Source organism: Brevibacillus sp. NL20B1, assembly GCF_018195675.1.
In the GTDB taxonomy this organism is placed as follows: Bacteria; Bacillota; Bacilli; order Brevibacillales; family Brevibacillaceae; genus Brevibacillus; species Brevibacillus aydinogluensis.
The window spans coordinates 170,656-193,658 of sequence record NZ_JAGTPT010000001.1; the positions used below are offsets into that span (position 1 = coordinate 170,656).

Below are 23,003 nucleotides of genomic sequence, written 5' to 3' on the forward strand. Positions count from 1 at the left end.
GCCGGCACGGAGGTGTGCGTCCGGGCAGCACGCTGCGCGCGCAGATCCACGCTGCTGGATGTGCGGAAACGATATCGGAAAGGCGGGAGTACATGGAACTTGCGTTTGATCATCTGGTACACTTTCTTCGCCGCCCACCCGTCGAGGCGGCGGAGCACATGCAAACCAAAGGATTTCACGCGCTGGCGGGCGGCCGGCACGAGGCCTGGGGGACTTGCAACAGCCTCATCTACTTCGATCTTGCCTATGTGGAATTTCTCGCTGTGGAGTACCCGCAGGTGGCTGAGCGGTCTGACAATCCCCTGGTCCGGCAGTTGGTGAAGGACGCGGCAGTGGGCGAGGGCATGGGGCAAATTGCCCTGCGGACGCGCGAAATTACACGTTGGGCGGAGTATTTTCACGAGCGCGGGATGAACGTAATCGGTCCGCTACCGGGCAGCAGGATGCGGGACGACGGCACGGTGATCCGCTGGCAGATGTTGTTTGCGGAGCCGCCGGAGGAGAGGGGGCGTATGCCGTTTTTGATCCAGTGGGAACAGAGCGACGACGAGCGGCGGGACGATCTCACCCGCCGTGGTGTGATAGCTTCGCATCCCAATGGAGCGCATGCCCTCACGAGCGTCTGCGTGGCGGCGCACGACGCGGACGAAGCGGCGGAACGCTGGCAGCGGTGGTTTGGCCTGCAGGCCGCGGACGCATTTGTCGATGAAGCGCTGAACGCCCGCTGCCGGACTTTGCCGTTTTTCGGCGGGGGTGTCGTGCTGTGCCAGCCGTTGGGGGAGGGATTGGCCCGTGACGCGCTGCTGACCCGCGGAGAGATGCCGTTTGTGGTCCGCTTTGCCGGTCGAGGCCAAGCGATGCGCCACGAACTGTACGGCGGATGGTATGAGTGGTGAAAGAGCCCAAGCGGCTCTTTTTCTTTTTTTAGTAAAATTGAAAAAACAAGAAATCACGTACGTTCATGTTATTATGTGTGTAGATTGTTAAGTAATTTGTCGGTCAGATAGGGGGAACAACGTGGAGGTACAGCAACGTACGCTGCAAAAAGAAGTGGGGTTAACGTTGGCTACATCGTTGGTGATCGGGACTGTCATCGGCTCGGGCATATTCATGAAGCCGGGCAAGGTGATTGAATACGCCGGTGACTCCACGCTGGCACTGTGGGCGTGGATCGTGGGAGGACTGATCACGCTGGCGAGCGGGTTGACCATCGCCGAGGTGGGCACGCAAATCCCCAAGACAGGGGGGCTGTACGTCTATCTGGAAGAAGTGTACGGAAAGGTGTGGGGCTTTCTCGCTGGATGGGTGCAGTCAGTCATCTACGGCCCGGCGGTAATCGGCGCACTTGGCTTGTATTTTGGTTCGTTGCTCGTCCACCTGTTTGGCTGGGACGGTGCATGGAAACTGCCGATCGCGGTCGGTACGGTGCTCCTGCTGACCGTGGTCAACAGCCTGGGAACCCGGTACGGGGGCTTCGTCCAAACGGCAGCCACCTTCGGCAAGCTGGTGCCAATCGCGCTGATCGCCGTGTTTGGTATGTGGAAAGGAAACGGACAGATTTGGGGGGCCGACAGCGGCGTGGCCGCCGAGATCAGCTTTGGGGCGGCCGTGTTGGCTACGCTGTGGGCCTACGACGGCTGGATGTTGGTCGGCTTCATGGCCGGAGAGATGAAGAACCCCGCCAAAGTGCTGCCGGGTGCCATCATCGGCGGTCTGCTCGTGGTGACACTGGCGTATCTGTCGGTCAATGCGGCTCTGCTCCATCTGATGCCTGCATCCGAGATTGTGCGCTTGGGGGAAAACGCCGCAGGTGCAGCAGCGTCGCACTTGTTTGGCGAATGGGGCGGCAGGCTGATCAGCGTCGGGATTCTCGTCTCCATCTTTGGCTGCCTCAACGGCAAAATCCTGGCGTTTCCCCGTGTGCCGTTCGCCATGGCAGAGCGCGGCCAGCTTCCTGGCTCCCGCTGGCTCTCCCGCATCCATACCGCCTACGGCACACCGGTAGCCGCCATTTTCTCACAAGCACTGATCGCTGTGATCATGATGGTGGTGAGCAATCCCGACCACTTGTCCGAGCTGGCCATTTTCTCCGTCTACCTGTTTTACATTTTGGCCTTCGTCGCCCTGTTCATCCTGCGCAGACGTCAAGGGGGACAGACACGCGCTTACAGCGTGCCGCTCTATCCGATCGTGCCGCTGTTCGCCATCGCCGGTTCGCTCTATATCCTTGCGAGCACGCTGCTCACCAATCCGGTGAATACGCTGGCGGCCATTGCCATTACGCTCTTGGGTCTTCCGTTTTTCTGGCGCGGGCAGCGAAAAATGAAGTCCGCCGATGCGAGCCGATGAGCCAACCATCAGCCTGACAAACCGAAAGCGCTCCTTCCCTCCAAACGGTTGGAATCGACCGATTGGAGGGTTTTTTCTTGGGAAAACGAGGGCAAAAAAAGAGCAGTGACCTCGGCGTCAGAGGTTCTGCTCATCGTTGTCAGGTTCTCACTGTCTTTTTGACCAATTGGCGGTACATGTACAGCATCGCCAGTCGCCACGGAACGATCATGCCGTAGGCGAGGACGAAGAACAGTCCCGCTGTTTGCATGATCGTCAGCGAATCGTTTACCCACAGTTTCATGGCAAAGCGGATTATCACCAGGACGACGAGGATGCCGAAAAAGGCTCGGGACCGTTTCAGATAGACGTCCTGGCCGACGATTTCGAAGCGGGATGTGAGGATCAACGGGATGGAAAAGATCATCCCGGTGAAAAAGGCGATCACGTCATAGATGAGCGGCGTGGCCGTTTCCGGAAAGTGAAACATCGCAAAACCGGTAGACATGAACAGGGGCGGCAGGATGATGCGCCGCACGGACACCGGCTTTCTGGACCCGCGCATGCGCAGGACGATCACCACTGTCGCCATAAGCAGTGGCAGCAGCATGCCCAGGGCTGTGGACGATAAAATCTGCATGAAAGTAGTCCCTCCTTGGCCCATGATATCTCTAGTGTACACCTTTTTGCAGAAAAAGGGGAAAGCGATTCGCTGTCTTTTCTTAAAGAAGCCCTACGCCGCCGCCGGTTTATCTGTCTCTCGGACGTCCAGCTTGTTTTTGATGCTGTAGGACAGCGTGACCACGCCCGTCAGCAGGGTGGCGGTGGCGATCACCAGCATGTAGCCGGAGATTCCCATAAGGTCGAGGCAGACGCCGGTCGTACCCAGGGCGATCAGGAAAACGCCGCGATCCAGCATGTTGCGGAAAGAGAAGAAACGCCCCTGCTGATGTTCCTCCAGCCGTCGCTGAAACACAGTCGTGGTGACCGGGAAGAAAAAGGCGACGGTCATGCCGAACAGTGCAAACGAGGCCAGCACCATGATTCGGTTTTCCGCGAATGACATTCCGTATTGGGCCAGGGCAAACGAAAACAAGAGGGCAGCGGATACGACGATCAGGTTGCGTCCGCCGATCCAGCGCTTGGCCAGCAGTCCGCCCACCAGAATGCCGGTCCCCTCCACCCCGTAGATCCAGCCCATCATTTCGGGCGCCTGCTGGATTTCGCTGAAGTTAAGCACCAGCAAGTTGATGCCGCCGAGGAACAGCGTGATCAACCCCATGTTCACCAGCCCGACGAGCAGGACCGGATCCTTTTTGGTGATCGTCAGCACTTCACGAAACTCCACCTTCTCCTGCTGTTTGTGGGAGGCGATTGGCGGAATTCGCAGCAGCAAGGTCAACAGCGTCACGATGATGTAGGCAACAACGGACAGCGCGTAGAGCATCCGAAGATCCATCGAGGCGACGAGGACACCGCCGATCGCGGTTCCGCCGATGCGGGACAGCGTGGAAATGTTCAGATAGACGCTGTTCGCCTTGAGCAGTTCCGACGACGGCAGGATCGCGGGCAGCGATGCCTGCAGGGTAGGGAAGTAAAAGGCGGCGGACGCCTGCATGATGATCAGGGAAACGACCATCCACCCGAGCGAGTCGTGCGCGATGGCAGGAAACATGCAGATGGGACTCAGACAGCGAACCAGGCTGGACACCAGCATGATCCGACGCTTGTCGGAGCGGTCGATGACGACGCCTGCCTTGGGTGCCAGCAGGATGCTTACCACCAGGCCGCTCATCAGGATCAGCCCTTTGAGCGCGTCAGACGGGATCAGATGCTGCATGAACTGCAGATTGGCGATTATGGAAATCCACAGCCCCGATCCGGTGATCACTTCCCCGATCATTAACAGGAGAAACGTACGATTTCGCCACAACATGGCAGCCACTCTCCGTTTTAATCAAAATCATTTTATCAATCCGATTCAAACAGTATACCACCTGCCCCACTGGTTTGTATATGACTCTGTTGGTTTCAGTTGGGTATGGCTTTCCGGCACTGGGGGGAAGCTAAGGGCATCAGATTGGATTGGGGAGCAAGGAGAATTTTTATGAAGCGGAAACGCTCGCTATTGCTATTGATCGCCTACGGCTTTATCGCAACGTTGGCTGTTTATTACGGATTGGTGGAAAGGGAGAGTCTGGCTGTCACGTTCGTCTCATTTCACCTGCTGGTCTGCCTCGGCATTCCCCTGCTGCACGGATGGTGGGAAGGGGGATTGCCCGACAGTTGGCGGCGTGCGTGGCTCCCCTTTGACAAGCAGGGGGCGGTCTGGGGGCTAGCTGCGGGAGCGTTCATGTTGACGGGAATTCTCGCCGGGATCCGGCTGCTTTTCGCCTCCGGGGTGCAGCCGGAAGAGATCCGCGCCGTGCTGGAACGATGGGGACTCACCCAGCAGGCGCTCTGGTGGTTTTCGCTGTACATGACAGCCGTCAATTCGCTGTTGGAAGAGCTGTTTTGGCGCGGGTTCGTCCTGGAGCGGCTGCTGGCTGCCATGTCCCGCTTCGCTGCTGTGCTGCTCAGCAGCTTCTTTTTTTGCCTGTATCATCTGCTGGTGGCCACCGTTCTGTTCGGCTGGCGGTGGGGTGTGTGGATTACACTCATGGCGCTGGCCATCGGCGTATTCTGGGGGTGGCTCAAGGGTGTGTTTCCCGCCGTGTACGCCACGTGGTTCAGCCACATGCTGGCCGATTTGGGCATCATTCTCGGATTGGTCTTCTGGGTGTACATGGGCTGAATGTGACGGCGGGATTTAGCGCGATTGCCCGTTTTGTTTGTGCCGGTCCCGAAGCGAGAGCTGGCGGGCCCGCTCGGCGATGACGGCGCTGCGGTCGCGCAAGGTGTGCTTGTGCAGCAGATACCGGTTGGCCATGTCGCTTGGCCGATCACATGGCAATCCCCGTTCCGCACACATCTGCTGCACGCGCAGGCGCAAGTTTGGATCAGCAATCGGCAGTGAGATGCTGCGGTACGGAGCGCCCGCCTCCATCTCAGTGACGACGTCGTGGAGAAGGTGAAGCAGGGTGGCGGGTTCCAGACCGAGACGGCCGATTGCTTCCTGCTGCTGCTCCAGGATGCGCAGGGCGCTGTTCATCATTTTGACGGCGCCGGCCTGATTCCCCCTGCGGTGGTGGTACAGACCGACGGCGATCTGAATCAGCCCGACCCAGACGGGGCTGCGCTGTCCGGCCTCACTTTTCCAGTACTCTTCCAAAATTTCGTGACATTCGAAGTAGTCCCGTTCGGCGTGGAACTGGACCAGGTATTCCAGATAGGGGTGCGGGTACATGACAAGCTCCTCGCTCTTTTGTTTTCCGATTCAACCATGTACTATTATAAAGGAAAACGCAAGCAGAAAACGAGGTGCAGGTTAGAAGATGACCAAAGAGGAAATTCTCTCCATTCTGCAGGAAAGAGATATGACGGAAGTAATCGAATTGATTGAGGATGCCGAATCGGGCGATCTGGAAGAGCTGGAACTGGTGGAGAGCCTGGGGCTGCTGCGGGACGAGGAGCTGAACCGGGAAGTGCTGCAGCTCCTGGAAAGCCTGGGGGTTACGATCATCTACCTGAAAGGCGATGAAGAGGACGCCGAGGACGAAGACGAGTAACACGCGACCGCCCCTGCTCGCGGGGGTGGTTTTTGCCCGGGCAAAAGGGAATGACTGGCTCCGCCCATTGCGGAGCCGCATGTTCCCTTTGTCCGTGGATAGCGGTTACTTTTGCGTCCAGACGCGGTTCTTGTTGCGGGTCGGGGGAAACTTGTCCCCTTTGCCCAGCTCGATGATCATCGGGTTCTGCACGCTGGCGCCGGTTTCCCCGATTTCCATGTAAACCGCGTTTTTCGGAGACTTGTCGCCTTCACGAAAACGGCTGCGCTCGCCCATCTGGGTCACCCCGCTTTCTTCTCATGTTGTGTCCCGTTTAGTATCTCCCCAAGGGACTGGCTCAACCCTTGTGCCGCTATTGACGATAGATTCAGAATTGATTTACGATAGGAGCACCACAGATCCGGGGGGTTGTATCGTGCATCGTCTGTCTCTGCAAAAAGATTCCAACATCTCGTACCACGAACAACTGTATCAGCAAATTGCCGCCTTCATCCGCAGCGGGGAACTTCCGCCGCAATCACAGCTTCCGACTGTACGGCAATTGGCTGCCCATCTCAAGGTGAACTACAACACGGTGCGCAGTGTCTACCTGCGCTTGCAGCAGGAGGGATTGGTCGACTCCCGGCAGGGACGGGGAACGATCGTCAGCAGCGTGGTAAACGACCCCCTGTTGACCCGCAACCCCGCCCACCTGGCGCTATTGGCCAAGGAAACGCTGCACAAGGTAAAGGCAATGGGATATTCGATGGACGAGTTTACGCGCGTCTTGTCCGCTGTCATGCAGGAGATCAATCAGTCCCCCGTGCTGTTTCTCCGCTTTACGGAACTGGAGCTGGCCGAGTATCTGCGGCTGGTGCAGTATCACCTGCCGAGCGCGATGGTGGAAGGTCGCACGTTTGACGAGTTTTGGGAGCGGCTGGAAGAGGACGCCGGCTTTTTGCAGCAGTACAAGGCAATTGTCACCCATCCCAGCGTTACCCTCAAAATAAAGCAGGCGCTCCCGCGGGAAGCGCCTCCGGTGGTCAGCCTGGATTTCATCCCCGACCCGACCATCGTCATTCCCGCCCTGGAAGCGTACCCCCGCCACACCAAGGTGGGCCTGATCTGCGCCACCATCCGGGGAGCGGAAGGCATGATCGACGACTTGTACAACGCCGGAATCACGCATCTGGACCTGCGGACAATCGAGGCCAACCACCCTGACGTGTTTGAGCTGATTGCCAACTGCGACGTGGTCTACATCTCCAAACCGGGTTACATGACTCGGCCCCATCTGTTAACCTTGCCCAAGGTAAAAGAGTTTCAGGAAATCCCCGATCATCACGGAATCAACGAACTGCGGAAGATTGTCACGCAGTAATGCCCGCATGGTTATCCGTTTATTTCTGTACAGTTTAGACAAGTGTACCATGCCAATGCCACCCCTATGACATAGCATGTAACTGTACCAACTCTGAGGGGGTGAGCTCATGAGCTGCGGATGCCATAAGTCTCACGGGCACAAATGCCACTACAAAAAATGCTGTAAGAAGAAGTACTACAAGAAAAAATGCTACTACAAACCGGTCTACAAGTACGATTGCTATCACTATCGGAAAGAGCGCTACGGAAAAGGATGCGACTCGTACGGTTCCTCGTCCATGCGTCACTGGTATGACAGCCCTGACAGCCCCTACTAAACACGAAAAAAGCGCCTCCTTAAGAGGCGCTTTTTTCTCTCCGCAAGTTTTCGGAAGGTCTGCCGTACATTTGAAAGTGAAGGAACAAACAAGGGGGTGCTATGCATGAATCAGGAACGGCCCGGCAAACAGGAGCGGATGTGGGCGGTCGCTGCGCATCTCTCTGCCTTTGCCGGATTTGTCATTCCGCTGGGGAACGTGCTGGGGCCGCTGATTGTCTGGCTGCTCAAGCGGGAAGAGGGAGCGTTTGTCGACAGCCAAGGGAAAGAGGCACTCAACTTTGGCATCAGTGTCACGATCTACGGGGCGATCAGTACGCTGCTGATTTTTCTGTTTGTTGGCGTCCTGCTCTTGTTCGCCCTGTTCGTCTTTTGGGTGGTGGTCGTCATCATGGCGGCGATCAGAGCCAATGACGGCATACCCTATCGCTATCCGCTCACACTGCGCTTTATCACCTGACAACAGCCGTTCGATATTTGAACGGCTGTATTTGTGTTGGCATTTTTCTGACAATGAAGGAATGCGGCCCGCCCATCACGAAATACCAAAACATGGACAAGGGTGGAAAGGGGTGGCAACCGCATGTTGACAGGGATCACGGTCGTCGATTTTTCACGCCATCTCCCCGGGCCGTATTGCACAATGAGGCTGGCCGACCTGGGGGCAGAAGTGATCAAGGTGGAAGCCCATCCCGGGGGAGATCCCGGCCGCTCGCTGGGGCCGCGGGTCAAAGAGACGGGTGCGTTGTTTTTAAGCTCCAATCGCAACAAGCGGAGCGTCGCGCTGAATTTGCATACCGAAGCGGGCAGGGCCTTGGCGTTCGACCTGGCCAGCCGTGCTGACGTGGTGGTGGAGAGCTTCCGTCCGGGCGTGATGCGCCACCTCGGTCTGGACTACGACAGCCTGTCTGCTGTCCATCCTTCGCTGGTGTATTGCTCGGTTACCGGATACGGCCAGACGGGGGACATGCACCAGTTGGGCGGCCACGACCTCAACTACCAGGCGATCAGCGGGCTGCTGTCAGCGATTCGCGACAGCGAAGGCAGGCCGGTCCCCCCGGAAGTACCAATCGCCGATTACGCTGTGGGCCTGTACGCAGCCGAGCAAATTTGTGCAGCACTGGTTCGGCAATGTCGACACGGGCAGGGCGCTTACCTCGACGTCGCTGCAGTGGACGTGCTCTCCTCCTGGATGGGACTGCATGCCCTGCTCGCCCATGACGGGCAGGCGAAAGCGATGGGCCAATTTCTGAAGGGCATGCTGGCATACCAGGTGTACGAGAGCGCGGATGGCAAGTACGTCACGCTGGCGGCGCTGGAGGAGAAGTTCTGGCACAACTTCTGCCGGGCGGTTGGACGGGAAGACTGGGAGACCCTGCACGGCGCGTTGATCGCTGACCACCCGGACGTTTACGAGGAAATGAAAGCCCTGTTTTTATCACGGACGCAGGCAGAGTGGAGCGAACTGGGGAGTGAAGTGGACTGCTGCCTGACCGCGGTGGAAGAGATGGACACCTGGAGCGGCAGCGCGTATGTCGCCAGCCGGGAAGTCGCCTTTACCCTGCCGTACGGAACCGATGGAGAGACGCTGCAGGTGCGCGTGGAACGATCCCGCCCGCTGGACGGCATGACGCCTCCTCCACGCTGCGGGGAAGACACCCGTGACGTGCTGAAAACCAAGCTGAACCTGACGGATGACGAATTGACCCGCTTGGAACAGGAAGGCGTCATCCCGCAGTGTATGCTGTAAAGAAAGGAGCAGACACTGATGGAACACGGACAAGACATGCCGATCCTAACTGACCTGCGGGAGGGCATCTGGACAATTACGCTCAATCGGCCGCGGGTACTGAATGCGATGACGCTGGAGATGTTTTCACTGCTACAGGAGGCGATCGCCCGGGCTGCCGCTGAACCGGCTGTCGAAGTGGTGCTTCTGCGCGGCGCCGGTGGCAACTTCTGCTCGGGGGCCGACTTGAGCATACTGGCAGCACTGCGTGACCCCGCCCAGGCGGACGAGTCGCTGACGGTGATCAATGCGTTTTTGACGCAGCTGCATCACATGCCCAAGCCGGTAATCGCCCTGGTCGAAGGGGCGGCAGTAGGGGCGGGCCTCAATCTGGCGCTTCACGCCGACTTCGTCATTGCAGCCCGGGACGCGGTGCTGCAAGAGCCGTTTGTCCAAATCGGCCTGACCACGGATTTCGGCGGCACCTATCTGCTGCCGCGCCTGGTTGGCATGGCTCAGGCCAAGCGTTTGGCCCTGCTCGGTGAAAAAATCTCCGGCAGCGAAGCGGAGCGTATCGGCTTGATCTACAAAGCCGTGGATGCGGCTGAAATCGAACAGGAGGCGCAGCAGTTGATCAATGCCCTTCGCCGATTGCCGCGTCATGCGCTGGCCGTCACCAAAGCGGGCTTGACCGCTTGCCTGGAGAAGAATCTGGAGCAGTCGCTGGCCTGGGAGAAAGAGCAGCAGCCCAAGTTGATCATGCATCCCGCCTTTGAATCGCTGGTACAGGCCAAACGGAAGCGCATGTGAAATAACGCCGATGCCACGGTGTTTCAGACTGAAGACAAAATGTACTCTGTTATCAATGAGATTCCGCATGGAAACGTTTCCATCATTGTCAGGCCGGAAGGCCTGCATATTGATCAACCGAAGGTGGAGATAAAGTCGGGCATGGAGTGATGGGCCAGGCGAGCTCCTTTGACGACCTGCTCAGCGGAAAAGCGCAGACGCGGGGAAAAACAGGGGGCACAAATCTCCCTTCATTGAAATACCCAGATGTTTGCCCCCTGCCCGCGTCGCGTTTTGGAGCGGACGTGATCTACTTCTTTGCTGGTCGTCAAGAGAGTGAGCGGGCCCGATCACCCCTGCGCCACAGACTTTGTCTACACACTGAAACGCCGAAGCCACGGCGTTTTTTTCGTCAGGGAAGCGGAATTTTCAGTTCGTGCCGACGGGCACCCGTGTGCGCAATTTCTTCAAACAATATCAAGGTAAGCGGCTGCTTGCTGCCGGGCAGGTTCAGGTTGAGTTCATACGAGCCCCATGACAGGCCGCCGCGGCTGGCGGAGACGAAACTGTTGATCAGGGTGGTAGCCCCGTCCGTGACCACGTAGCGGACATTGCCTTCCAGGACGCGGGCTTGTCCCTTGACGACGTATTGGCTGGTGTCGGTCTTGCTGACCGTGACATTGCGGAACGCTTCGTTGCCGTACCCCTGTTGGCTCTTTGACGCTGGCGGAATGCCGGCGGCACCGGCAGCCGGGGGCAGCGCTGAGACGCATACCAGCCAGCAGACGATCACCCACGCACAAAACACGTTCTTTTTCATTGCGGGTTGCCTCCAAACGGGTAAATTTTTTTGTAGCATGGCCTGTTTGTCCCGTTCCTATCCGGTTGAAGCCGGAGCTTGTCAAGAAATCTTTTGGTCCCGGCTACACAACCGCAAGAACGTGTGAACAGCGCAACCAAGTCTAGCGGAAAATATGCTGCAGGTGAGAGAATATCCATTGAGAACGGAAGCCATCTGTGGTAGAGTAAGAAGTGTAAAGATCCTGCGATGTACGTGAGGCCATAAATGTTTCTAACCTTATGAGTGTTTCTAGGGAGACAGAACTTCGCGCCGTATGTCAGGCCCACCTCCCGGCCTGGGACGCATGGGAAGGCAGAAACGCGGACGGGTCACCCACCTGTGTGAGAGCAGGTTACAGAAACATGAGGCCGGACGGCAGAGCGGGGGTTTTTTTAAAAAATAAAAAGACAAGCTGGACATAGAAGATTCGACCACGAAAAAACCTGGGACGTTATCGTTCCAGGTTTTTTTGCGCGATCTGCCGGTCCTGTGGCGATCGGACTCAGTGCCGTACGCCGGAGATGCCTGTCTCCTTCTGATTCTGCTGTTGGTCTCCCCGGCTGACGATGGTCAGCGACTGTTCCAGATCACGGGTGTGCTTGGCGTCGTGAAGAATCTGATACATCTGCAAAAAGTTTGCTTTTTGCCCCTCCGGAATGCCCTTGATCCGGACGGTCATTTCCTGCGGACCGCTCTGCTGATTTCCGGATTGCCCCTGCTGATCCTGTTCAGCAGTCTGGTCACCCAGGAAATCGAGAAACAGGGAGTCGTTATCGTTGTCCTGACTGGATTGGCTCTCCTGGCCACGCTGATTACGCTGATCCTGTTGTTCCTTGTTTTCGCCGCTGTTTTGATCCGGTACAAACAGAACGTTAAACTCGTTCAAATCTGTCTGGATGATGCCGATGACGTCCATCCCGATCCTCCTTTGCATGTAATGGTAGGGTGTCAGCCGGGGTGCTTGGTGTGATGGACCCCATGCCGCTGCAAATAGTCATGATAAAAGTATTCGGCAATGGAAATGGCAAAGGCCGTCAAAAACAGGCCGGACAGGCGAAAAGGCTGCGCAAACACAGACGCGGCCAGCCAGAACAGGGCAAATACCATCCCGAAATCTGCCGTGCTGGCAAACGTATTGTTGGTCCGTGGCAGAATGAAGGCATCGCCCAGCCCGTAGGCCACCAGGCTGACGACTGCGCTGGTAACCAGCGCAAACGAAAGCGACGTTCCCGACCACAGCAGCCCCGGCACTGCGATGATGCCGTTTACCAAGAGCTTGAGCAGGATGTTCAAGCACGAACCCTCCTTTCATGCTCTTAGTATGAACCTACCTAGTCTCGCTATGCGCCGCGCGGTTGTTCGCCTTCAGCCGGCGAACCAGCGCTTCATCGGGAGTGACGTACAGCGTCCGCTGCTGTTCGTAGATGACGAAACCGGGCTTGGCTCCGCTCGGTTTTTTTACGTATTTGACCAGCGTGTAGTCGACCGGCACCTGGTTGCCGTGTTGCGCCTTGCTGTAATACGCGGCGAGGACGGCCGCTTCCCGCAGGGTTTGTTCCGAGACCTGGCGGGAGCGGATGACGACGTGGGAACCGGGGATATCCTTGGTGTGCAGCCACGTGTCGTAAGGCGCGGCCAGCTTGTTGGTCAGGTAGTCGTTTTGCTTGTTGTTCTTGCCCACGAGAATCTCCGTGCCGTCGCTCGACGTGTAGGCGTCCAGTTCGGGACGGACGTCCTTTTTCTTTTTGTTTGTCCGTTTCTGCCGGCTGCGCACATACCCTTGTTCCGCCAGTTCTTCACGGATTTCTTCCGCTTCCTGCAGGGAGGCGTGCTCCAACTGGACGAGCAGGCCGTCCAGATAGACGATCTCTTCGCGCGCCTGCCGGATTTGTTCTTCCACGATCTGCAGGCTGTTTTTCGCCTTGTTGTAGCGCTTGTAGTAGGCCTGCAAATTTTCGGATGGCGTCTTCAACGGGTCGAGCGGAATGGTCACGGTGCTGCCCGCTTCGTCGTACCAGTTGACCGCCTCCAGGACGGTATCGCCCCGTTTGAGCTGGTGCATGTGGGCGGTGATCAGTTCACCGTACAGCCGGAAAATCTCCGCGTCTTTCGCTTCGGCCAAGGTCTGCTCCAGCTTTTCGATTTTCTTCTCGTTTTTGTTCCGTTCGCTGGTGACGAAGCGGATCAGGTCGTGCACTTTTTGCTTGACCGTGTCCCGCTGTGCCTTGACGGCGTAATACGCCTGCAGGCATTCGCTTGCAGTGGAAAAGGAAGTTGTGGCGGCGTCCGTCAGATGGGTCAGTTCCACCACGTGAAACTGTGTTTTCTCCCGGCTTTCCGCGATCATCGGCGCATACCGGTGCTGTCTGCCCGCTTCCATCACGGATGCAAAGGCGTGCCACATCGCTTCCCGCGTCGGCAGGCCCGCTCGGTGGACAATCTCTTTGGCCAACAAGGGACTGATCCCGGTGAAAGCGTCCACCAACTGCCGGTCCAAGCGACCGCCATTCCAGTTGATCGCCGTGATGAACGCCTGTTCTGTCACGGCTAGCGGGTCCCGCTTCTCCTGGCTGGGCGGGGAGACGTAGGGACGGCCGGGCAGAACCTGCCGGTATTGGCTGATCGCCGGGGTCACGTGCACGGCGCTGTCCAGGATGGTGTTGCTGGATGGGTCAAGCAGGATGATGTTGCTGTGCTTGCCCATGATTTCCATGACAATCCGCCGCCGCGCCGTGTCGCCCAGTTCGTCGCGGGTGCGGATATCAATGTGCACGATCCGCTCCATGTCCACCTGTTCGATTGCCTCGATCAGGCCGCCTTCGCAGTGCTTGCGCAGCAGCATGCAAAACATCGGGGCTTCCTGCGGATTGGTAAACTCCTCAGTCGTCACATGCAGCCGGGGATAGGTGGGGTTGGCGGAAAGCAGCAGCTTCACCGTCTCCCCCTGTGCCCGAATCTGCATGACAATATCGCTGTGATGGGGCTGATGGATTTTGGCGATCCGTCCGCCCGCCAGTTTTTGCAATTCCCGCACGACCGCACGGGTCACGATTCCGTCAAATGCCACAAGTGCTCACCTCACGTGTGCAGCAATCCTGCACGTATCCACGATTCGTCTGTCTAAAAAGTGTCAGTGACAGTGTATCACAAAGCGCACCACGGCGGAATCGACTTGTCCCTGCGGCGTTGGTTGACACTGCAGAGAGTTGTCTCCTATAATAAATTAACGATTTTACGTCTATGGAAGTGAGAACCATGGTCCGAAGCATGACCGGGTACGGCCGAAGTATAGGGATGTACGGTTCGCTGCAGCTCACTGTGGAGATTCGCGCGGTGAACCATCGTTTCTGCGAAATCCTTGTTCGCTTGCCCAAGACCTGGGGCATGCTTGAGGAGCCGGTGCGCAAGCTTGTGGGCCAATTCGTCCGGCGCGGCCGCGTCGATGTGGCCGTCACCGTGGACGCAGGCGGCCTGACGGGGCAGGGAATTGCCATTGACTGGGCCGTTGCAGAGCACTATGTGTCGGCGGCGCAGGAGATGAACGAACGCTTTTCGCTACATACACCGTTAACCGCCAAAGACTTGCTGCTCCTGCCCGGTGTGGTGCAAACCCGGGACGCGGCGGAAGCAGACGCCGAGCAGGCGTCCGAGTGGCTGCTTGCGGCGTGTCGGGAAGCGGCGGAAGACCTGCTGTCCATGAAGCGAAAGGAAGGGCTGAAGCTTCAGGCGGATCTGGAACAGCGACTTGCCCGGATTTCCGTCTGGACAGAGGAAATCGGACAAATGGCGCCGCTGGTCGTCGACGAATACCGCAGCCGTCTGCATCAGCGCATGGCCGAATGGGCCGAAACTGCTCCGTTTGAACTGGACGCGCAGCGCCTTGCACAGGAAGCGGCCTTTTTGGCCGAGCGTTCCGACATCAGTGAAGAGGTGACCCGTCTGACGAGCCACTGCTCTCAGTTTGCGGAACTGTTGGGCAGGGAAGAAGCGGTCGGGCGCAAGCTGGACTTTCTGCTGCAGGAGATGAACCGGGAAGCAAACACGATTGCTTCCAAGGCCAATCATCTGCCCATCCAGCGATTGGCCGTCGAGATCAAGACGGAACTGGAAAAAATGAGAGAGCAGGTTCAGAACATCGAGTAGCGATGAAAGGATGGACGGGGCCGTCATGGCAATCAAACTGATCAATATCGGGTTTGGCAACATCGTCAACGCCAACCGCATCATATCCATCGTCAGTCCCGAATCAGCGCCGATCAAGCGGATCATCCAGGAAGCGCGCGATCGCAACATGCTGGTGGACGCGACGTACGGAAGGCGCACGCGGGCGGTCATCATCACGGACAGCGATCATGTCATTCTGTCTGCGGTCCAGCCGGAAACCGTGGCGCAGCGACTGACGACAAAAGATGACGAATCGGACGAATAGGCAGGAGTGAAGACATACGATGGACGATCGCGGTCTCCTTTTGGTTCTTTCGGGGCCGTCTGGCGTCGGCAAGGGAACGGTCTGCAAAGCGCTTCGCGAGCGCATGCCGGATCTGGTCTATTCCGTTTCCGCAACCACGCGGGCGCCGCGGGCTGGAGAAGTGGAAGGGGTTAACTACTTTTTCAAATCAAAGGAAGAGTTCCGCCGGATGATCGAGCAGGATGAACTCCTGGAATGGGCGGAATACGTTGGCAATTACTACGGTACACCGCGCCAGTTTGTGGTGGATATGCTGGAACAAGGGCGCGACGTGATTCTGGAAATCGAGGTGCAGGGTGCCCTGCAGGTGAAGAAAAAATTTCCTCAGGGGGTTTTCCTGTTTCTCGCGCCACCTGATCTGGCCGAACTGGAAAACCGGATCGTCGGACGGGGAACGGAGACGGAAGAGACAATCCGTCACCGCATGGAGATGGCTCGTCAGGAGATCGAACTGATGGATCAGTACGACTACGTGGTGGTCAACGACATGATCGAATGCGCTTGCGAACGCATCCAGTCGATCATCACCGCCGAGCACTTGAAAAAGGAACGCCAAATTCACAAGTATCGCAAATGGCTTGAGGAGGTTACATAATCCATGCTGTATCCATCGATTGACAAACTGACCGAAAAAGTGGAAAGCAAATACACCCTGGTCACCATCGCGTCCAAACGGGCTCGCCAGCTTCGCGAAAACAGCCCCGTACAGGTGGAAAAACCGCAGTCCAAAAAGTTCGTCGGCCTGGCGCTGGAAGAGCTGATCGCCGACCAGGTCATTTACGAATACACCGACGTCCGCAAATAAAAGCGGCTTTGTCACCGCGTTATTGCTTTCAAACAACCTCACGCAGGTTGTTTTTTTTCGCAGCAAGGACCGGTCTTTCGTCGTGATGGACACAACCACGCCGGTCTTGCCGTTGGGCAGACTGACTAAAAAGGGAGGACACCCAAACATGCTTCCTCTGCAAGGAAAACAAATCGTGCTGGGCGTATCGGGAGGTATCGCCGCGTACAAGGCGGCGGCGCTGACCAGCAAGCTGACCCAGGCGGGTGCGCAGGTACACGTCATCCTGACAGCGAGCGCCATGCAGTTTGTGCAGCCGCTCACCTTTCAGGCGCTTTCCCACCAGCAGGTGTACACCGACATGTTCCAGGAGCCGGACCCCGCGGTGATCAGCCACATCCAATTGGCCGATCGGGCCGATCTGGTGCTGATCGCCCCCGCGACGGCCAACGTCATCGGCAAACTGGCCAACGGCATCGCCGACGACATGCTGACGACGACCGTTCTTGCGACCAAAGCGCCGGTGATGCTGGCGCCGGCGATGAACGTCAACATGTACGGCCATCCTGCGGTGACGGCCAACATGCAGCGGCTGGCGGAGTACGGCTGTCGATTCGTCGAGCCGGGTGAAGGCCTGCTGGCGTGCGGCTGGATCGGCAAAGGGCGGCTGGCCGAACCGGAAGAGATCGTCGAAGCGGTCATCCGCTTTTTTTCCGAACAGCAGGAGACTCACCGCGACCTCGCCGGCAAACGCGTGTTGGTGACGGCCGGGCCGACGCGGGAAAAAATCGACCCGGTCCGCTACATCACCAACCACGCCTCCGGCAAAATGGGATATGCCATCGCGGAAGCGGCGCGGGACAGAGGGGCAGACGTGGTGCTGATCAGCGGCCCGACGTCGCTGCCCAAGCCGGCTGGTGTCGAGTTTGTCCCGGTGGAATCGGTGCAGGAGATGTACGACGCGGTCATGCGGCATCTGCCGGAATCCGACATCGTGATCAAGTCGGCGGCGGTGTCCGACTACCGGCCGAAGACGGTCCATGCGCATAAGATGAAAAAAGGAGACGGTCCGCTGGTGCTGGAGCTGGAAAAGGCGCCGGACATCCTGCAGGAAGTGGGCCGGAGGAAGACGGACCAATACGTGGTTGGCTTTGCAGCTGAGACGCAGGACGTGCTGGTCCACGCGAAGTCCAAGCTGGAGCGAAAAAACCTGGACATGATCGTGGCCAATGACGTGTTGATGGAAGGCGCGGGTATGGGCAGTGACACCAACATCGTCACGCTGCTGACGCGGGAAGGGGAGCAGGCAGCGCTGGAAAAGATGAGCAAGCGGGACGTGGCGGACAAACTGTTCGACGCGATCCTGGCCAAAATGGCGCACCGGCCGCTGTCTGACGCGCTATGATTGCCCGCGTCGTGGTGGACGTGCCGGTCAACCGGACCAATCGTCCGTTTGACTACCGGATACCGCCCTGGCTGAGACCGCTGGTGCAGGTCGGCAGCCGCGTTGTCGTGCCGTTTGGCCCCCGGAAGCTGCAGGGGTATGTAGTGGACGTCACCGCCCAGCCGGAGGAAGGGACCGGACGGCTTCGGGATGTGGAACAGGTGCTGGACGATACGCCGCCGTTGACCCCTGAATTGATCCGCCTGGGCGAGTGGATGTCCCGCCAGTATTTGTGTCCGTGGGTGACGGCGATGCAGGCGATGATTCCCGCCGTGCTGAAGGGCCGATCGGAAAAGTGGCTAAAGGCCACCGATCTTTTAGATGAGACGGCTTGCGGACAGTCCGCCCTGCTGTGGGACGTGTACCGAAAACGGCAGCTGCCGCTTGCCGAGGCGGAAAAGCGCTTTCCCGACGAGGCGATGCTGGTACCCGGGTGGATTGCAAGCGGTCTGCTGGAGACGGACTACCAGGTGAGGGACCGGATCACCCGCAAACAGCAGTCGTTTGTCCGCTGCCTGCTGGAAGGAGCGGAACTGACTTCCGCGATTGATTCCCTGCCGAAGCGGGCGGAGCAGATGCGGCGGGTGCTGGAGCTGTTTGCCGCGCACGAGGGGCAGTCGTTTTCCGTGCAGACGCTGCGAGAAGAGCTGGGCATTACCCGCTCTCCGTTGAAAAGTCTGGAGCAGCGGGGCTGGGTCGCGATCGAGCAGGTGGAGGTTTACCGCGACCCGTATGCGCAGCGCCGCTTTGCCGGCGGTGAAAAGCCGTCCTTTACTCCGCAGCAGGAGGCGGCACTAAAGCCGATCGGCGATCAGATTGCTGCGGGCGAGTACGGGGCGTTTTTGCTGCACGGGGTGACCGGCAGCGGCAAGACCGAAGTATACCTGGAAGCAATCGAACGGACGCTGGCCGCGGGGCGGGAGGCGATTTTTCTCGTTCCCGAGATCAGCTTGACGCCGCAGATGGTGGAACGGTTCAAGGCGCGGTTCGGCGCCGACGTGGCCGTTCTGCACAGCGCGCTTTCCCAAGGGGAGCGGTACGACGAGTGGCGCAAGATTCTCCGCCGAGAGGTGAAGGTAGTGGTGGGGGCGCGATCGGCCGTCTTTGCCCCGTTTCAAAACGTCGGATTGATCGTGATCGACGAAGAGCACGAAAGTTCCTACAAACAGGAGGAGACGCCGCGCTACCATGCGCGGGAGGTGGCGCTGTGGCGAGCGCGGGAAAACAACTCCGTAGTGGTGATGGGCAGTGCCACACCTTCCCTGGAGACGTACGCGTTGGCTGCGCGCGGCCGGTACACGCTCCTGGAGATGCCGGAGCGGGTCGGCAGCCGGCCGCTGCCGCGCGTTCACGTCGTCGACATGCGGGAAGAACTGCGCGCGATGAACCGTTCGATGTTCAGCCGTCTGCTGTACGAAATGATCGGCGACAGATTGGCCAAACAGGAGCAGATGGTGCTGTTTTTGAACCGACGCGGCTTTTCCACCTTTGTCATGTGCCGCACCTGCGGCTATACGCTCCGCTGCGTGCACTGCGACATTTCGCTGACGTACCACAAGACCAACCATACCGCTCGCTGCCACTACTGCGGCTACACGATCGTTCAGCCCGCCCGCTGCCCGGAGTGCCAAAGCGAGCACATCCGCTTTTTCGGGACGGGCACACAAAAAGTGGAGGCGGAGCTGGCCCGGCTGTTCCCGGGCATCCGCGTCATCCGCATGGACGTGGACACCACCTCCCGCAAAGGGGCGCACGAGGAGCTTCTGCACAAGTTTCGCACCGGGCAGGGGGACGTGCTGCTGGGCACGCAAATGATCGCCAAGGGGCTTGATTTTCCCCGCGTGACGCTGGTCGGCGTCATCGCAGCGGACACGTCGCTGCATCTGCCCGATTTCCGTGCGGCGGAAAAGACCTTCCAACTGCTGACCCAGGTGGGCGGACGGGCCGGTCGGCACGAACTGGAAGGTGATGTCATCATCCAGACCTACACGCCGGAGCACTACAGCATCGTTCATGCCACCCGGCACGACTACCCGTCGTTTTACCGCGAGGAGATGATGCAGCGCAGACGGACCGGCTATCCGCCGTACTACCGGCTGGTGCTGATTACCTTTTCGCATGAAGAGGTGCCTGTGGTCATCCGGGCGGCTCACAGCGTGGCTGATTTTCTCCGGCCGCGGCTGGCGGAGACGACGATTCTGCTGGGGCCGGTGGCGTCGCCAATTCCGCGCATCAAGGATAGATTTCGGTTCCAGATCATGTTAAAATATCGGGATGAACCTCGGCTGTCTGACCTGTTGGCCCAGGCCGTGGACGTTTTTGAAGAAGGGAACAAACAGCAGAAGGTGCTGATGACGATCGACGTCGATCCGCACGTACTGCTTTAGGGAGGATAACAACCAATGGCTATTCGCACAATCGTCAAACACCCAGATCCGATCCTGCGGGAAAAAGCGGCAGTGGTCACCAAATTCAACGCCAACCTGCACAAGCTGCTGGACGACATGGCGGAGACCATGTACGACGCAGACGGTGTCGGCCTGGCAGCGCCCCAGGTGGGCGTCTCGAAGCGCGTCATCGTCATGGACTGCGGGGAAGGCCTGATCGAGGTGGTCAATCCGGAGATTATCGCCTATGAAGGGGAGCAGTTTGACTACCCGGAAGGTTGTCTCAGCATCCCCGGTCTGCGCGGCGATGTGCGCCGTCACAAATGGATCAAACTCAGAGGACAGGACCGGTACGGCAACGTGTTTGAATTGGAAGCAGACGACCTCTTGTCCCGCTGCGCCCAGCACGAAATCGACCATCTCAACGGCATCCTGTTCATCGATATCGCCGACCGGGTCTATCCGATCAGCCAGGAAGAGGAAGGGGAATAAACCGTTTTGAAAGACGTGCGCATACTGTTTATGGGAACGCCCGACTTTGCCGTCCCCAGCCTGGAGGCGCTGGCGGCGAAAGGGTACCAGGTGGTCGCTGCCGTAACGCAGCCTGACCGGCCTGTGGGGCGCAAGCGGGTGCTGACCCCGCCGCCGGTAAAGGAAGCGGCGCTGCGCATCGGCATCCCGGTGCTGCAGCCGGAGAAGATCAAGGCTGAAGAGGCGCTGGCAGAGGTGCTTGCGCTGGAGCCCGATCTGATCGTCACAGCGGCGTACGGCCAGATTTTGCCGAAACGTTTGCTGGATGCGCCCCGCTACGGTTGCATTAACGTGCACGCCTCGCTTTTGCCCAAGTACCGGGGCGGCGCGCCGATCCACAAAGCGATCATGGAAGGCGAAACCGAGTCGGGCGTGACGATCATGTACATGGTGGAGGCACTGGACGCGGGTGACATGCTCTCACGCGTGGTCGTGCCAATTGACGAACGGGATACGGCCGGCACGCTGTTTGACAAGCTGGCGGCGTCCGGCGCCAAATTGTTGGTGGAAACCGTGCCGAAGCTGTTGGCTGGAGAAATTGTGCCTGAGCCGCAGGATCACGAGGCTGCGACGTATGCGCCTACGCTCAAACGGGAGGATGAGCGGGTCGACTGGAGCCGGGATGCGCGGCAGGTGTACAACCAGGTGCGCGGCCTCAACCCCTGGCCTGTCGCCTTTACCACCTATGGCGGAAAGGTGTGGAAGCTCTGGTGGGTGGAGATGCAGGCGGAGGACGGTCAGTTGGCTAAGCCCGGCACGATTGTCGCCCGGGAAGAGGACGGGCTGATCGTGGCCTGCGGCAGCGGCGCGGTAAAGATTACGGAACTGCAGCCGGAAGGAAAGAAACGGATGAGCGCGCGCGACTTTTTGCGCGGCGCCGGCAGCGGCATTGAAATCGGCACAAAGGTAGGAGAATAGCACGTGGCACACAAGGGAGCGCGCGAAATCGCCCTGGACGTCTTGAACAGGGTGGAGCAACACAAGTCGTACAGCAATCTGGAGTTGAAGCACGTCCTGGAGCGCGGGGAGCTGCGCGCCCCCGATGCCGGATTGGTGACGGAGCTGGTTTACGGCACGATTCAGCGGCGGCTGACGCTGGACGAGGTGCTCGCCCACTTTGTCCGCGGCAAAAAGCTGCAGCTTTGGGTGCGCAACCTGCTGCGGCTCAGCCTGTACCAGATTCGCTACCTGGACCGGATACCGGCGCGGGCTGCAGTGCACGAAGCAGTGGAGATCGCCAAGCGGAGAGGGCACCAGGGGATCGCGTCAATGGTAAACGGCGTGCTGCGCAACGTGCTGCGGCAGCCTGACGTGTGGGAGCGCCTGCCGGAGGGAGACGCTGCGCGCCGGCTGGCGGTCGAAGAGTCTCACCCGGAATGGCTGGTGCGCCGCTGGATCGCGGCGTACGGTGAAGCAGCGACGCGCGCCATCTGTGCGAGCAACAACCGCCCCCCACATGCATCCGTTCGCGTCAATACGCTGAAACTGACGCGGGACGAACTGTTGGAGCGGCTGCGTGAGGAGTATCCGGACGCTGCCCCGTCTCCGCTCAGCCCGCACGGTATCCTGTTTCCCGGCGGGCATGCGGCGGGGACCCGCTGGTTCAGCGAAGGCTATTTCACCGTGCAGGATGAAAGCTCCATGCTCGTCGCGCCGGCGCTGGCCGTCCAGCCGGGCATGCGGGTGCTGGATGCCTGCGCCGCTCCGGGCGGAAAGACGACGCATCTGGCAGAGCTGATGCAAAACAAAGGCGAGATCGTGGCGAGCGACGTCCATCCGCACAAGCGGGAGTTGATTGCGGAAAACGCCGACAGGCTGGGCATCTCGATCATTACGCCGATCACGAGCGACGCGCTTGATTTGCCGGACAGGGGGCTGGGCGCGTTCGACCGGATACTCCTGGACGCGCCGTGTTCCGGATTTGGCGTAATCCGGCGCAAGCCCGACCTGAAGTGGAACAAAACCCCGGACGACGTGGCGGCGATCGCCGACCTGCAGTACCGGCTGCTGGAACGGGTGGCAGGAATGCTGGCGCCAGGCGGTCTTTTGGTGTACAGCACCTGCACGATCGAACCGGAGGAAAACCAGTCGGTGGTGCGCCGGTTTGTGGCCGAGCATCCGGAATTCGCGCTCGACGAAGCGCTGGCACAGGACCTGCCGGAGGCGGCGCGGGAAAAGCTGGATGGCCATGCGGGATACGTGCAGGTGTTGCCGCATCACTTTGACAGCGACGGATTTTTTATCGCCCGTCTGAAACGAAAAAGGTAGCGGAAAAGGGGTGGCACTCCGTCAGCGGATGTCGCTCCTTTGCTGTTGTTTGCGTCCTTGCCGTTTGGTTTACACTAGGAAAAGCGAC

The 23,003-nt window shown here is 58.9% G+C and carries 26 protein-coding genes and 1 other RNA gene; 19 read left to right on the plus strand and 8 right to left on the minus strand.

Features of this window, described 5'->3' with window-relative positions; translation table 11 throughout:
- Nucleotides 1-92: 92 nt before the first annotated feature.
- Complete coding sequence (locus KDN35_RS00875; protein ID WP_212131865.1) at nt 93-896, plus strand: VOC family protein; 804 nt, start codon at nt 93-95, stop codon at nt 894-896.
- A 121-nt stretch (nt 897-1,017) separates the two neighbouring features.
- Complete coding sequence (locus KDN35_RS00880) at nt 1,018-2,349, plus strand: APC family permease (RefSeq protein ID WP_212131866.1); 1,332 nt, start codon at nt 1,018-1,020, stop codon at nt 2,347-2,349.
- Nucleotides 2,350-2,488: 139 nt separating this feature from the next.
- On the opposite strand, the gene KDN35_RS00885 is transcribed toward KDN35_RS00880, so the two are convergent.
- Both KDN35_RS00885 and KDN35_RS00890 read right to left on the minus strand, forming a co-directional pair.
- Nucleotides 2,489-2,968 carry a CcdC family protein gene (locus KDN35_RS00885; RefSeq protein WP_212131867.1) on the minus strand — a complete coding sequence of 160 codons (480 nt, stop codon included), beginning with the start codon at nt 2,966-2,968 and terminating at the stop codon, nt 2,489-2,491.
- 93 nt (nt 2,969-3,061) lie between these two features.
- Nucleotides 3,062-4,264: an MFS transporter gene (locus KDN35_RS00890; protein WP_171564308.1), complete on the minus strand. Its 1,203-nt coding sequence runs from the start codon at nt 4,262-4,264 to the stop codon at nt 3,062-3,064.
- Between the two features lie 171 nt (nt 4,265-4,435).
- Between KDN35_RS00890 and KDN35_RS00895 the strand changes: the two genes are divergently transcribed.
- On the plus strand, nt 4,436-5,122 hold the full coding sequence (locus tag KDN35_RS00895) for a CPBP family intramembrane glutamic endopeptidase (protein WP_212131868.1): 687 nt from the start codon (nt 4,436-4,438) through the stop codon (nt 5,120-5,122).
- Nucleotides 5,123-5,137: 15 nt separating this feature from the next.
- On the opposite strand, the gene KDN35_RS00900 is transcribed toward KDN35_RS00895, so the two are convergent.
- Nucleotides 5,138-5,674: a DUF309 domain-containing protein gene (locus KDN35_RS00900; protein ID WP_171564306.1), complete on the minus strand. Its 537-nt coding sequence runs from the start codon at nt 5,672-5,674 to the stop codon at nt 5,138-5,140.
- Nucleotides 5,675-5,762: 88 nt separating this feature from the next.
- On the opposite strand from KDN35_RS00900, the gene KDN35_RS00905 reads away from it, so the two are divergent.
- Nucleotides 5,763-5,996 (plus strand): hypothetical protein, encoded by a 234-nt coding sequence (locus KDN35_RS00905; protein WP_171564305.1) that lies wholly within the window; start codon nt 5,763-5,765, stop codon nt 5,994-5,996.
- Nucleotides 5,997-6,101: 105 nt separating this feature from the next.
- On the opposite strand, the gene KDN35_RS00910 is transcribed toward KDN35_RS00905, so the two are convergent.
- Nucleotides 6,102-6,272 carry a YjzC family protein gene (locus tag KDN35_RS00910; RefSeq protein WP_171564507.1) on the minus strand — a complete coding sequence of 57 codons (171 nt, stop codon included), beginning with the start codon at nt 6,270-6,272 and terminating at the stop codon, nt 6,102-6,104.
- 139 nt (nt 6,273-6,411) lie between these two features.
- On the opposite strand from KDN35_RS00910, the gene KDN35_RS00915 reads away from it, so the two are divergent.
- From KDN35_RS00915 to KDN35_RS00935, 5 genes are all read left to right on the plus strand, one after another.
- The gene (locus tag KDN35_RS00915; RefSeq protein ID WP_171564304.1) at nt 6,412-7,356 is read left to right on the plus strand and encodes a GntR family transcriptional regulator; all 945 of its coding nucleotides are present in this window, start codon (nt 6,412-6,414) and stop codon (nt 7,354-7,356) included.
- Nucleotides 7,357-7,465: 109 nt separating this feature from the next.
- Nucleotides 7,466-7,675, plus strand: coding sequence for a hypothetical protein (locus KDN35_RS00920; RefSeq protein WP_212131869.1), 210 nt, complete (start codon nt 7,466-7,468; stop codon nt 7,673-7,675).
- 105 nt (nt 7,676-7,780) lie between these two features.
- Nucleotides 7,781-8,134: a DUF4870 domain-containing protein gene (locus tag KDN35_RS00925; protein WP_171564302.1), complete on the plus strand. Its 354-nt coding sequence runs from the start codon at nt 7,781-7,783 to the stop codon at nt 8,132-8,134.
- A gap of 123 nt (nt 8,135-8,257) precedes the next feature.
- Nucleotides 8,258-9,424 (plus strand): CaiB/BaiF CoA transferase family protein, encoded by a 1,167-nt coding sequence (locus KDN35_RS00930; RefSeq protein WP_212131870.1) that lies wholly within the window; start codon nt 8,258-8,260, stop codon nt 9,422-9,424.
- Between the two features lie 18 nt (nt 9,425-9,442).
- Nucleotides 9,443-10,213, plus strand: a complete 771-nt coding sequence (locus KDN35_RS00935; protein WP_212131871.1) for an enoyl-CoA hydratase/isomerase family protein — start codon at nt 9,443-9,445, stop codon at nt 10,211-10,213.
- A gap of 391 nt (nt 10,214-10,604) precedes the next feature.
- Here KDN35_RS00935 and KDN35_RS00940 read toward each other — a convergent pair whose 3' ends face one another.
- Nucleotides 10,605-11,012 (minus strand): Gmad2 immunoglobulin-like domain-containing protein, encoded by a 408-nt coding sequence (locus KDN35_RS00940; RefSeq protein WP_212131872.1) that lies wholly within the window; start codon nt 11,010-11,012, stop codon nt 10,605-10,607.
- 217 nt (nt 11,013-11,229) lie between these two features.
- On the opposite strand from KDN35_RS00940, the gene ssrS reads away from it, so the two are divergent.
- Nucleotides 11,230-11,424, plus strand: a non-coding RNA gene (gene ssrS, locus KDN35_RS00945) — 6S RNA.
- 111 nt (nt 11,425-11,535) lie between these two features.
- Here ssrS and KDN35_RS00950 read toward each other — a convergent pair.
- Genes KDN35_RS00950 through KDN35_RS00960 form a run of 3 tightly spaced genes read right to left on the minus strand, consistent with a single transcriptional unit; the run spans nt 11,536 to nt 14,100 of the window.
- On the minus strand, nt 11,536-11,949 hold the full coding sequence (locus tag KDN35_RS00950; protein ID WP_171564298.1) for a hypothetical protein: 414 nt from the start codon (nt 11,947-11,949) through the stop codon (nt 11,536-11,538).
- A gap of 32 nt (nt 11,950-11,981) precedes the next feature.
- On the minus strand, nt 11,982-12,326 hold the full coding sequence (locus KDN35_RS00955; RefSeq protein WP_171564297.1) for a DUF2512 family protein: 345 nt from the start codon (nt 12,324-12,326) through the stop codon (nt 11,982-11,984).
- 34 nt (nt 12,327-12,360) lie between these two features.
- Nucleotides 12,361-14,100: an Rqc2 family fibronectin-binding protein gene (locus KDN35_RS00960; protein ID WP_212131873.1), complete on the minus strand. Its 1,740-nt coding sequence runs from the start codon at nt 14,098-14,100 to the stop codon at nt 12,361-12,363.
- A gap of 188 nt (nt 14,101-14,288) precedes the next feature.
- On the opposite strand from KDN35_RS00960, the gene KDN35_RS00965 reads away from it, so the two are divergent.
- From KDN35_RS00965 to rsmB, 9 genes are all read left to right on the plus strand, one after another.
- Complete coding sequence (locus KDN35_RS00965) at nt 14,289-15,176, plus strand: YicC/YloC family endoribonuclease (protein WP_212131874.1); 888 nt, start codon at nt 14,289-14,291, stop codon at nt 15,174-15,176.
- A 25-nt stretch (nt 15,177-15,201) separates the two neighbouring features.
- On the plus strand, nt 15,202-15,462 hold the full coding sequence (gene remA / locus KDN35_RS00970) for an extracellular matrix/biofilm regulator RemA (RefSeq protein WP_015891999.1): 261 nt from the start codon (nt 15,202-15,204) through the stop codon (nt 15,460-15,462).
- Nucleotides 15,463-15,481: 19 nt separating this feature from the next.
- Nucleotides 15,482-16,096, plus strand: a complete 615-nt coding sequence (gmk, locus tag KDN35_RS00975) for a guanylate kinase (protein WP_171564294.1) — start codon at nt 15,482-15,484, stop codon at nt 16,094-16,096.
- 3 nt (nt 16,097-16,099) lie between these two features.
- The gene (gene rpoZ, locus KDN35_RS00980; protein WP_171564293.1) at nt 16,100-16,306 is read left to right on the plus strand and encodes a DNA-directed RNA polymerase subunit omega; all 207 of its coding nucleotides are present in this window, start codon (nt 16,100-16,102) and stop codon (nt 16,304-16,306) included.
- A 148-nt stretch (nt 16,307-16,454) separates the two neighbouring features.
- Nucleotides 16,455-17,690, plus strand: coding sequence for a bifunctional phosphopantothenoylcysteine decarboxylase/phosphopantothenate--cysteine ligase CoaBC (gene coaBC / locus KDN35_RS00985; RefSeq protein ID WP_171564292.1), 1,236 nt, complete (start codon nt 16,455-16,457; stop codon nt 17,688-17,690).
- The gene (priA, locus tag KDN35_RS00990; RefSeq protein WP_212131875.1) at nt 17,687-20,116 is read left to right on the plus strand and encodes a primosomal protein N'; all 2,430 of its coding nucleotides are present in this window, start codon (nt 17,687-17,689) and stop codon (nt 20,114-20,116) included. The genes coaBC and priA overlap by 4 nt, the downstream gene beginning before the upstream one ends.
- 15 nt (nt 20,117-20,131) lie before the next feature.
- Entirely contained in the window at nt 20,132-20,608 is a 477-nt protein-coding gene (gene def / locus KDN35_RS00995) for a peptide deformylase (RefSeq protein WP_212131876.1), read from the plus strand.
- 6 nt (nt 20,609-20,614) lie between these two features.
- Entirely contained in the window at nt 20,615-21,565 is a 951-nt protein-coding gene (gene fmt, locus KDN35_RS01000) for a methionyl-tRNA formyltransferase (protein WP_212131877.1), read from the plus strand.
- 3 nt (nt 21,566-21,568) lie between these two features.
- Complete coding sequence (gene rsmB, locus KDN35_RS01005) at nt 21,569-22,915, plus strand: 16S rRNA (cytosine(967)-C(5))-methyltransferase RsmB (protein WP_212131878.1); 1,347 nt, start codon at nt 21,569-21,571, stop codon at nt 22,913-22,915.
- The last annotated feature ends 88 nt before the right edge of the window (nt 22,916-23,003 follow it).